This is a genomic window from Bradyrhizobium sp. P5_C11_2, assembly GCF_054049755.1.
Genome location: NZ_JBFULT010000235.1, coordinates 1 through 10,955, shown reverse-complemented (window position 1 = coordinate 10,955; position 10,955 = coordinate 1). Strand labels below are relative to the sequence as shown.

10 protein-coding genes are annotated in these 10,955 nt (G+C 65.4%); 5 read left to right on the top strand and 5 right to left on the bottom strand.

Annotated features, from left to right (window positions below):
• The first annotated feature begins 109 nt into the window (after positions 1-109).
• Positions 110-1,876, top strand: coding sequence for a CYTH and CHAD domain-containing protein (locus ACXJL8_RS21465; RefSeq protein ID WP_456618230.1), 1,767 nt, complete (start codon positions 110-112; stop codon positions 1,874-1,876).
• A gap of 121 nt (positions 1,877-1,997) precedes the next feature.
• Here ACXJL8_RS21465 and ACXJL8_RS21460 read toward each other — a convergent pair whose 3' ends face one another.
• The 4 genes from ACXJL8_RS21460 to ACXJL8_RS21445 form a co-directional block, all read right to left on the bottom strand.
• Positions 1,998-2,624 (bottom strand): transglutaminase-like cysteine peptidase, encoded by a 627-nt coding sequence (locus tag ACXJL8_RS21460; RefSeq protein WP_456618229.1) that lies wholly within the window; start codon positions 2,622-2,624, stop codon positions 1,998-2,000.
• 329 nt (positions 2,625-2,953) lie between these two features.
• Complete coding sequence (locus ACXJL8_RS21455) at positions 2,954-3,565, bottom strand: PilZ domain-containing protein (protein WP_094895511.1); 612 nt, start codon at positions 3,563-3,565, stop codon at positions 2,954-2,956.
• 69 nt (positions 3,566-3,634) lie between these two features.
• Entirely contained in the window at positions 3,635-4,801 is a 1,167-nt protein-coding gene (locus ACXJL8_RS21450) for an MFS transporter (protein WP_456618228.1), read from the bottom strand.
• Positions 4,802-4,878: 77 nt separating this feature from the next.
• The gene (locus tag ACXJL8_RS21445; protein ID WP_456618227.1) at positions 4,879-6,120 is read right to left on the bottom strand and encodes an MFS transporter; all 1,242 of its coding nucleotides are present in this window, start codon (positions 6,118-6,120) and stop codon (positions 4,879-4,881) included.
• Between the two features lie 414 nt (positions 6,121-6,534).
• Here ACXJL8_RS21445 and ACXJL8_RS21440 point away from each other — a divergent pair, with 414 nt between their 5' ends.
• The 3 genes from ACXJL8_RS21440 to ACXJL8_RS21430 all read left to right on the top strand — a co-directional run bounded on the left by ACXJL8_RS21440 (position 6,535) and on the right by ACXJL8_RS21430 (position 8,710).
• Positions 6,535-7,686, top strand: a complete 1,152-nt coding sequence (locus tag ACXJL8_RS21440; RefSeq protein ID WP_456685531.1) for a zinc-binding dehydrogenase — start codon at positions 6,535-6,537, stop codon at positions 7,684-7,686.
• A gap of 3 nt (positions 7,687-7,689) precedes the next feature.
• The gene (locus ACXJL8_RS21435; protein ID WP_456685530.1) at positions 7,690-8,172 is read left to right on the top strand and encodes a DUF5680 domain-containing protein; all 483 of its coding nucleotides are present in this window, start codon (positions 7,690-7,692) and stop codon (positions 8,170-8,172) included.
• 97 nt (positions 8,173-8,269) lie between these two features.
• A complete protein-coding gene (locus tag ACXJL8_RS21430; protein WP_456618224.1) occupies positions 8,270-8,710 on the top strand; it encodes a VOC family protein in 441 nt (146 codons plus the stop codon).
• On the opposite strand, the gene ACXJL8_RS21425 is transcribed toward ACXJL8_RS21430, so the two are convergent.
• Complete coding sequence (locus ACXJL8_RS21425) at positions 8,707-8,922, bottom strand: hypothetical protein (RefSeq protein WP_456618223.1); 216 nt, start codon at positions 8,920-8,922, stop codon at positions 8,707-8,709. The two genes, ACXJL8_RS21430 and ACXJL8_RS21425, sit on opposite strands and share 4 nt — an antisense overlap.
• Before the next feature lie 101 nt (positions 8,923-9,023).
• Here ACXJL8_RS21425 and ACXJL8_RS21420 point away from each other — a divergent pair.
• Positions 9,024-10,955: DEAD/DEAH box helicase (locus tag ACXJL8_RS21420; RefSeq protein WP_456685529.1), on the top strand; the 1,932-nt coding region annotated here is incomplete at its 3' end.

The window sequence follows — 10,955 nt, the reverse complement described above, 5'->3', positions numbered from 1 at the left end:
CCGCTGCGTCGTGTGGACGATCGCTCGCTGCGGCGTAACGTTACTGTTCTTTGCGGACCGTCCCGGATATAGGTTGTCGCCCTGTCATCAAATTGTCATGTCATCTTAAATGCTAAAATCAGACGCAACGTCGGCCCGCAAGACTGCGAGTGCGCTGAACGGGAATTTTGTCCCAAAGGACAAGCAGAGGACGCAATACGCCGCGGGCTTCCTCAGGCAGCTGGAACCCGCCGAATCCGGCGCGGAACCGACGCTCATCGAGGGCGCTGCGGTCGATCAGACGCCGTCGCAAAGTGTGACGCCTGCACCAGAACTGTCGGACGGTGGCGCGCGTGTCGCGGCTGAGATCGAATTCAAGCTGCTCGTCGATGCCGACCGCATGGCGCATTTCAACGCTGCGCCGATCATCGCGACGTATGCGCGCAACAGAGGTACGCGAAAGCATCTCAAGTCCATCTACTACGACACGCCGGAGCGGACGCTTCGGCGCAACGGCCTGAGCTTGCGCGTTCGCCAGAGCGGCGCGCGCTTCGTGCAGACCGTCAAGACCGAGGCCGCGGACGATCCGCTGCGCCGCGGCGAGTGGGAGGCGAGCGTCCCCTCGCTAGCGCCGGATCTCGCCCTTGCGATGCCCTTCATTCCCGAGAAGCTTCGCAGCCACCTCGCAGCGCAGCCGCTCGAAGCGGTGTTCAGCGCCGACATTCATCGCCACGCGCGTATCGTCGACCTGCCGTCCGGGACGGTCGAGATCGCTTTCGACCAGGGCGTCCTCACCGCAGGCGACCGGTTGTTGCCGGTGAGCGAGATCGAGCTGGAGCTCAAGGCCGGCAGCGCCAGCACGATCTATGAGATCGCGCTGCGGCTTGCGGAGCACGGGTCGGTGAAGCCCTCGATCCGCAGCAAATCGGCGCGCGGCTTCGACCTTGCCGCCGGCACGCCGCCACCGGTACGCCGGCCGCGAAAGCTTCGCCTCGACCCGTCGGTCGCGCTCGACGAGGCCTTCGCGACGATCCTGCGGTCCTGCTTCCTTCACCTTCTTCAGTCGCTGCCGGCCGCCGAAGACGGCCGCAATCCCGAAGGCGTCCATCAGCTCCGCGTCTCGCTGCGCCGGCTTCGAGCGGCGCTCGATCTGATGCGATCGGCGGGCGCGCTCAGCAATCTCGACGCGCTGCGGTCGGAAGCAAAATGGCTCGCGCAGGATCTGTCCGCTGCGCGCGATTGGGACGTGTTCCAGCTCGAGACGTTGCCGACGATCGCAAAGGCCTGTCCCGCTGTCGGCGGCTTCGACGCCTTGGGCCGGGTTGCGGCCGGGCGCCAGTCGGACGCCTATCGCAAGGCGCATCATGCGCTCGACGATCGCCGCTGTGCCATTTTCCTGATCGGCCTCGGTGGCTGGATCGAAACGCGGGGCTGGCGCAACGACGTCGCCGCCGAAGATCTCGGCGAGCTCGCCGAGCCCGCCGTCAACTTCGCCGAGCGCATCCTGGCCGGGCAATATGCCAAGGTGCTCAAGCGCGGCCGCCGGTTCAAATCGCTCGCGGCCGAGGAGCTGCACCGGGTGCGGCTTGCGACCAAGCGGCTGCGCTATCTCGGCGAGTTCCTGCTGCCGCTGTTCGCGGATCGCAAGTCCGCGAGAAAATTCTCGCGGAGGCTGGCCGGCTTGCAGGAAGAGCTTGGCGCCTTCAACGACATGGCGGTCACCGCATCATTGCTCGATGGCCTCGGAGCCGAGGCGCCCGACAGCGCCACCGCCGCGGCTGCCATTGCCGGCTGGCAGGCCCGCGCATCGGCCGACGTCCAGCCGTCGTTGCGAACCGCATGGCGGGATTTCACCGCCGCGCATGTGCCCTGGTCGCGGCAAGCCCAGCAGGCCTGATCGCGTTCGCATTCCCAAAAAGTTGCGCCCAGCCATTGGGGGATGGCTGGGCGCGCGCGAACCGGTCTGGGACGGGGAGGGGTGGGGATGTGACCGGGTCGCGTGACTCTTTCCTTTAAAACTACTGATCCTTGGCGCTGGCGGTGGAGACCGCCGGCTTGGTATCGCCGAGCGAGACCCAGACGTTGGGATCGCTCTGCGACTGGCGCTTGACGAAGCGGTAGCCGGTCTCCGTCCAGGCAACGACGTTCTCGTTCTGATTGTCGAGAACGAACTCGCCCTTGTCGGTCTTCACCGTCAGCACCGCATGTCCTTCGCCCTTCCTGTCGCGCACGACGGTGATGAGCAGGGCCTCGCGCGGCCATCCGGCATCGATCAGCATCTTGCGCTTCAGCAGCACGTAGTCTTCACAATCGCCGTAACCGTCTGACGGCAGCGACCACTTCTCGATCACGCCCCAGTGCTCCTGGTCGGTCAAAGGCTTCACGGTCTCGTTGACCCAGCGATTGACCTTGATCAGRTCGCGCCATGCGGCCTGCGACATCACGATGTCGCGCGGCTGCGTCGGCCCGCCCTGACACTGAGCGGCATTCTCCGAACAGAACTCGACCCAGCCGATCGGCGCACGCGTGGTGTCGCCGAGGCTCGCGTAGAGCAGGCGGCTCTCGCCGGCCTGCGCTGTCGCGCCGATCCCGAAGAGCAGCGCGGCAAGCGCCAGCCCCTTCCCCTGTCCCCTGAAGTCGAACATCGTGGCCCCCGTTTCTTGTTGGGACCAGATTTCGCACGGAGCTTTTGAGTTGCCGCTAAGTCGACCAAGTCAAGTCGAGACGAATGCAAGTAAAACAAGCGGCGAATTCGATCTATACTTGAATCGAATTCGAGTAAAATTCGATATGACTGCAATTGATTCAAATTGGAGGGATTAACGCGGAAACGCTGGCGGAACCGCTGTTTCCGCGTGTGGGAGGCCGCGCGTTAACCCGCACCGGGCCGTCGCCACGCGCGAAAAAGGCGGCATCCGTCGCGCGGAGGCCGCCTTGAGGCTGGAAATATAGGGGTTTTTGCAGCGTTCCCGCTTTACCGCGCGGTAACGCTCTCTTCGAGTGTCTCGATCGGCTGCGCGTGGACGAACTCAAGCGCGAAGCCGTCTTCGAGGTTTCGGACCACGCGGCCCTGGACCCGGCCGAGCAGAACCGTCGATTTCAGCGGCGGCCGGTTCTCCGCGGCAATCGCCGCGCCCGACAGCGACAGGTCGATGATGCGGCAGGTCATCTTGGTGCCGTCCTCGAGCGTYAGCACCGCAATTGGATTGCGCGGCACGATACGGTCGTGGCGGCGGTCCTCCGGCAGGTTGAGGATGTCGCGGTTGGCGAGCCAGGTCAGCTGGGCCGCGAGCTTGTCGCGCTTGCGCGGCGTCGCGCCCACCGTCATGGCGAAGCCGTTGTCGATGATCCGGGTGATCTTGCCCTCGACGCGGCCGATATGGTCGAGATAGGCGACCACGCGGTCGCCGACATTGCCGATGCCGGGTGCCAGCAGCGCCAGCCCCCCCGGCGACATGTTGATCACCTGACAGGGGAATTCGCGGCGGTCCGGCAGCATGTAGCGGCCGAGCAGGTGGACTTTCACCCGCTGGAAACGCCGACGTTCCTCGGCGGCCGGAAGAAATTTTTTGTTCGCCAACGCCATTTTCACTACCCGACCCCCCGCCCGGGCGGAGTCCAGGACGACCCTAAGGCGCATAGGGTTAATGCTGCGTTATGATTTTGCGCGACGATCACGGACAGACACAATGCGCACGAAAAACCACATCAGCGGCGGGCAGGCCAGGACGGCGAGGGCGCCCAGGTCGAGGGCGACGGCGGCAGTTCCGCTCCCCTTGGCCAGCCGTCCCGCCACCGCCGGCCCCAGCATCATCGCGGCATAGAAGACAGTGTAGAACACGCCCATGCCGATCGCCCGGGTCTCCGGGGCGAGCACGCGAGCGGCCAGGCTCATGATCGGGCCGGCCGGATGGCCGCCGACCAGGCCGATCAGGATGAGGATCGTGATCACCGCATCGGTCCGGGGCAGCCAGGCCAGCAGCAGGGCCACCGTGAGGCTTGCCGCGATCGCCAATATCAGCGGCCGTTTGAACCGATCGGCGAGATAGCCGCCGGCCGGCACCGAGATCACCGACAGCCACATCACGAGGCTGATGGCCGAACCTGCCGCGGCAATGCTCCAGCCCCGTTCGGCCAGCAGCGTCGGGCCGAACGAGAAGATCATGGCGAAGCCGACATTATAAAGGCCCCAGATCAGGCCCGCGACGATCACCGCCAGTAGCGCCAGGGGATCAAGACGCGCCGAGCCCGCGGTCGCAGCGCCCGTCGCCGGCGGCGGCTGGTAGAACATGATCAGCACAATGCCGATCGCGGTCAGCGCGCTGGCCGCCATGAACACGGCGCCCGCGCCATAGGCGGTGCCGATCGCCGGCAGAACCAGCAGCGAGACCCCAAGGCCCGCCGGCCAGGAGTTGACGAAGATCGCCATCGCGGTCGCGATCTCCTTTCCGGCAAACCAGTCGGTGGCCATCTTGGTGAGCTGTACCGTCAGCAGCACGCCGCCGACGCCCGAGGCGAGGCGGCCCGCTATCTGCCAGCCCCAGTTGTCGGTTGCGGCCATGACGAGACTGCCGGCCGTCATCAGCAGCAGCGCCGCGATGGTCGTCGGCTTGTCGCCAAGGGTGCGGCCGATCGCGCCGCCCGGCAGCGCCAGCACGACGCCCGGCGTGAAATAGAGCCCGATCAGGATGCCGATATCGGCGAGCCCAACGCCGAAGGTTTGTTGCAGCAGCGGCGCGACCGCCGCCACGCTCTGGAACTGGAACGCAATGGTGAGGCGAACGAAAAACAGGATCGCAAGAATGGTCCAGCGATTGCGCAATGCCTCATCCCCCAGCCATCGCCGCGAGCCTGCGGTGGCGAAATGCCGGTGTCAACCTGTTCGGCAGAGCAGCTGGATCATGCCTTCTTCGCCGCGCGCTGATTGAGCAGAAGCAGCAGCGCCAACAGCACCGCGGCCGACAGGCCGAGCGACCAGTGAATGCCGATCGCCGCGCCGAACAGGCCCACGGTGATGCCGCTGAACGCCCGCATGCCCAGCCCCGCCATGTTGTAGAGGCCGACGACGCGGCCGCGGATGTCGTGCGGCGCGTTCAACTGCACCAGCGCCTGCGCCATGGTGTTGAACGACAGCTCGAAGAAGCCTGCGAAAAACAGCAGCACGATCGCAACCGGATAGATCCGCACCGAGGCGAAGCCGAGCAGCGCCACGCTCCACAGCATCGCGAGCATGATCGCGGTGCGTGGCGTGCCCTTCAGCCGTCCCCAGGATTCCAGCGCGATGCCGGCGAGCAGCGCGCCGCCGGCGTCGGCCGCGAGCAGCACGCTGTAGGACACGCCGGGATCGCCGTGGCCGAGATCGCCGGCAAAGCCCGGCATCTGGGCGTGATAGGCGTTGCCGATCATGAACGAGGTGAGGCCGGCGAGCCACGTCATCGCGGTCAGCACCGGCTGCGTGCCGATGGCGCGGATGGTCAGCATGATGTCGGCGAGGCCGCGCACCGCGAAGCGCCGCGCAGCTAAGCTCTTGTCGCGCACCGGCGCCCAGAACAGCCAGAGCAGCATCGGCAGGTAGAACAGCGTGTTGAAGATGATGCCGTGCGAGGTGCCGAGCGTCAGCATGATGATTCCGCCCACCGCTGGTCCCACCAGGATGCCGAGATAGCGCGCCATCGCGTTCAGCCGCACCGCGCTCGGCAGGTCGGCCGGGCCGACCAGATCGTAGAGCAGCAGCTGGTTCGGCGTCTGCCACAGCACGCCGGCGCAGCCATGGATCACCAGCAGCAGCATCGCGTGCCACATCTGGATCGTGTCGGTGATGAAGAAGAAGCCCCAGCCGGCGGAAGCCGCGATGAACAGCAGCATGCCGCATTGGATGATGCGGCGCGGATCGAACCGGTCGGCAAGCCCGCCGACCGCGACCGAGAACAGCAGGAACGGCAGCCAGTGCGACAGCACGGCAAACCCCCCGAGTGTCGGCGAATGGAATTTCTGGAACACCACCCAATAGCTGATCACGTGCTCGATGTTGTCGGCCATCATCGCCAGCACATAGGCGATGAACTGGAGCCGGTACGGCACCGACTTCATCGCCGCGAATGAGCCGGACGCGACCACGGGATTTTGGGGAAGGGGGTTCAAGCGATCACCTGGGTGGGACTTCATCCGGCCATTACACGGTCGCAGGTGGACGCTCAATACATTTGGGCGTGCTTGAGCACCTGCCATGCACTGGTGCTACAATTACCGCCATCATCCTGAGGTGCGCGCTCTTGCGCGCCTCGAAGGTTGCGCTGCAAGCGCCTGTGGCCCATCCTTCCAGGCTTCTCCTTGCGATGCAGATGCATCGCAAGGCTCGCACCTCAGGATGACGGCGGTGAATGTGGCGGCGCCGTAGCCCGGATGAGCGAAGCGATATCCGGGGCCGCTGCTTCCCGCATATCGCTTCGCTCATGCGGGCTACGAGACCGCAGCTTGGCACGATCACGCATCTCACATACGCTTCGCCTCAGCCCGCACCAATCAATCATAACAGACGGGCAGCGAGGACACACCATGGAGCACATCCGCGTCTGCACCCACGCAGGACCGGGCACCGAACCCGTCATCCGCACCGTGCCGTGGCCGAAGGTCGGCCGGAAGGGTGCGTTGATCAAGATCGGCGCTTGCGGCGTCTGCGGCACCGATCTGCATATCCTGAAAGGACATTGGCCGAAGCCGCTACCCTGGCCATTCACGCTCGGCCACGAGCTCGGCGGAATCATCGTCGAATGCGGCGAGGAATTCACCGAAGACTTCATGAGCAGGCCGCTTAAGATAGGCTCGAAAGTGATGATCCCGCCGCTGATGCCCTGCGGCCGCTGCTACTACTGCATCCATTATCCGCAGACCGCCAACAAATGCCTGACGCCGGTCTATTACGGCCGCTATCTCGGCTTCGACAAGCCGCCGCACATGTGGGGCGGCTGGGCCGAATATGTCTATGTCGATCTCGACATGCTGCCGGGCACCAAGATCTACAAATTGCCCGACGACATGTCGCTGCGGCTGGGCGCGCTGTCGGAGCCGCTGACCTCCTGCATCCGCGCCTTCAACCGCGCCAGCCGCGCCGGCGGTTTCAGCTGGGGCGACACGGTGGTGATCCAGGGCTCGGGCCCGATCGGCATTCTGGCGGTCGCCGCCGCGCAGGAGATGGGGGCAGGGCGCGTGATCTGCGTCGGCGCGCCGGAACAGCCGCGGCTCAAGCTGGCGCGTGAATTCGGCGCGGAGGCGACGGTGAACATCGACGAGCTGAAGTCGCCCGAGGCGCGCATCGCGCGCGTGCGCGAGATCGTCGGCCATTTCGGCGCCGATCTCGTGATGGATTGCTCGGGCCATCCGACCGCCGGTCCCGAAGGCATCGAGATGCTGCGCGACGGCGGCACCTATGTCGAGATGGGCCAGTTCACTGACGCCGGCTCGATCGACACCTCCTGGCACCGCATCTGCACCAAGGACCTCAACGTGCTGGGCTCCTGGGGCTTWACCGGCAACGATCTGCCGCTCGGCGTCGACATGCTGTACCGGACCCGCGACAAATATCCCTGGCTGAAGATGCAGACGATCTATCCGTTCACGGAAGCGGGCGTCGCGCAGGCGGTGAGCGACGCGATGGCGATGAAGACGGTGAAGTCGACGATCGTGCCGTGGCCGGAATTGGTGGAATAGATGATGTCGTCCATTCCGTCCGATCTCGCCGCGTTTCTGGTCGAAGCCAAGCGGCGCACCTATGCGGGGCTGGACGACGACGCGACCGTGGCCGCGCCGTTGCTCGCGAGTTCAAAACAGCTCGAGCATCGCGCGGCGCCCTATGCCTATCGCGATATCTATTTCGGGATGGGATTCTTCGTCGGGCAGGAGACGGTGTCGCGGGATGACCGCGTCATCTGGTCGATGAGCTACAGCGRTGGCGCCTGCACGGAGATCACGGATCGGGACATCTTTCTTGCGATCTACAAATTCCTGCGGCAGGCGCTGCTGGGCGTGCACATCGAGGAGCCGTACCGGGGGCCGCGTCTGTTCGAGCGAGCGGGCATGGTCTACCGCAACGAGGTGAAAGGTTCGCTCGATCGCTTCCACGGCCTCGAGACGATCGCGCGGCATGATGGCACACCGCTCTACGAGCTGCGCTATAGTGGCGGCCTGCTGCGATAATTCTTGAACTTGTAGCCTGGATGGAGCGAAGCGTAATCCGGGGCCGCCGGTCCCGCATTCCGCTTCGCTCCATGCGGGCTACGAGGCGGAGTGTGGAATGAAGGACGAGATGACAAGCGAACAGACACCCGACCCAATCCGGCGCGCCCGCTCCCCGTTCAGCGCCATTCGCGCCATCGACTACACCGTCATTTTCGTGCGCGACATGAGCGCGATGCGCCGCTTCTACGAGGACGTCCTCGCCTTTCCGCTGCTGCGTGAGCTCTCGCCGAACTGGATCGAATACGGCCTGGGCGGCAACACGCTGGCTCTGGCGAAGCCGGGCCGGACCGCCGCCGACGCGCCGATCCCGCTCGGCACCGCCTCGCTGCAACTGGCCTTCAAGGTGTCCGCGGCCGAAGTCGATCAATGCGCCGACGAACTCGTGCGGCGGGGTGTGGCGCTGCTGTCGCCGCCGACGAACCAGTCCTTTGGCCACCGCACGCTGTTCTTCCGCGACCCCGACGGCAATCTGCTGGAGGTGTATGCGGAGATCTAAGGGCGGCGCGCCGCCAGCTTCAGCCGGCCTCGTTCCCCACCACCGTCGTGAAAATCCGCCGCTTTGGCGCAAAATCCCGCTATATGCAGCAAAACGGCCCCAAAACTCTGGATGTAGTGGGTCGGGCTGACGGTAAGCTTATTCTCGATGGCGCCAAAGCCATGCGTCATAGGCATGGTGATTTGCCTGGGCTTGGCGTAAAGAGCATCCAAATCAAATCACCACGCGTGCGGCCGAACCATTTGCCGCGTACGCAGCTTCAGGTCGCGCGGCTCGACGTTCCGCGCCTGGACCAACCAAGGTTTTCCATCTCGTGTCATTCCCGACCCTAAGTCCGCCGCTCGCCCGAGCTTTGGCCGAGCGCAACTACGATTCACTGACCCCCGTTCAGCTTGCGRTGCTCGCCGATGAAGCCGTCGACCGCGACCTCCTGGTCTCGGCCCAGACCGGCTCGGGCAAGACCGTTGCCTACGGATTGGCCATCGCAAGAAATCTGCTCGGCGACACCGAGCGGTTTGAACGCGCAGGCGCACCGCTGGCCTTGATCGTCGCGCCGACCCGCGAGCTCGCCTTGCAGGTCCATCGCGAACTCGCCTGGCTTTATCAACATGCGGAGGGGCGCGTCGTCTCCTGCGTCGGCGGCATGGATCCGCGCCGCGAGCAGCGCGAGCTGGCAGCGGGCGCCCACATCGTCGTCGGCACCCCCGGTCGGTTGTGCGATCATTTGCGCCGCGGCCGCCTCGACATTTCGGAATTGAAGGTTGTCGTCCTCGACGAGGCCGATGAAATGCTCAATCTCGGCTTTCGCGAGGACATGGAGTTCATCCTCGAGACCACGCCGGAGACGCGGCGCACCTTGCTGTTCTCGGCGAYGTTTCCGCGCGGCATCGTGGCGCTGGCCAAGCAGTATCAGCAGCAGGCGTTTCGGATCGAGGTCGCGGGCGACGAGGGCGGTCACGCCGACATCGAGTATCGCGCCATCCGCGTCGCGCCCGGCGACGTCGAGCACGCGGTCGTCAACGTGTTGCGCTTTTTCGAGTCGCCGAGCGCGCTGGTGTTTTGCAACACGCGCGATGCGGTCAGGCATTTGCAGGCAGCACTGCTGGAGCGCGGTTTCTCCGTGGTGGCGCTGTCCGGCGAATTGACCCAGAACGAGCGCACCCAGGCGCTTCAGTCGTTGCGGGATGGACGTTCCCGCGTCTGCGTGGCGACTGACGTCGCCGCCCGCGGCATCGACCTGCCGAGCCTCGACCTCGTCATTCATGCGGATCTGCCCAATGACGCGGAGGTCATGCAGCATCGCTCGGGCCGTACCGGTCGCGCCGGCCGGAAGGGCGTCAGCGTCCTGCTGGTGCCGCCGGCACGACGGCGGCGTGCGGAGCTGTTGCTGAATCTGTCCGGCATCGACGTGGTCTGGGGGACCGCGCCGCAGGCGGAGGAAATCCGCAAGCTCGATCACGAGCGCATGCTGAAGGACGCGCTGTTCGCCGAGGAGACGACCGCCGACGATCTGGTGCTGGCGCAGGCATTGCTGGCCGAGCGGTCTCCCGAGGATATCGCCGCGGCGCTGGCGCGGCTTTATCGCGCGCGGCTGCCGTCGCCCGAAGACATTATCGATCCCGGCGAGCGAAGCGGCCGGCCGCGCGACGATCGCGGTCGCGACAATTTCCGGGCCTCCAGCGGCGATGATCGTTCCGAAAGGCCCCGGCCCAAATCGGGGAAATCGTCGTCGAAACACGGCATGGCGGAGGGCAGCGTCTGGTTCCGCGCCAACATCGGACGAAAAAAGAACGCGGAAGCACGCTGGCTGTTGCCGATGATCTGCCGCCGTGGCGGCATCGACAAGGGCGACATCGGCGCCATCAAGATCATGGACACCACGACCGAGTTCGAGATTTCCGAGCGGGTCGCGGACTCCTTCGCTGCCAAGATCAAGCGTCCGGACAAGGAAGACAATATCCGCCTCGAACCGATGGCGGATGCGCCGCAGGGCCAGGCGCCGTCGGAGAAGCGGCCGCACGCGCCTCGGCGCGAAGCCGGCGAGGCCCGTGACGGTGCGCGTCGAAGCGATCACGCCCGTGACGCGCGGGGACCGAAGCATCGCGACAAGCCGCACGGCGCAAGCGGCCCGAAATTCGGCGATGCGCCCGCGTTCGGAAAGAAAAAGAAGTACGGCGACAAGCCGGGTCAGGCAACCGAGTGGCCTGTGAAGGGCGCACCCGGCAAGAAGGCAAAGAAGAAGCAT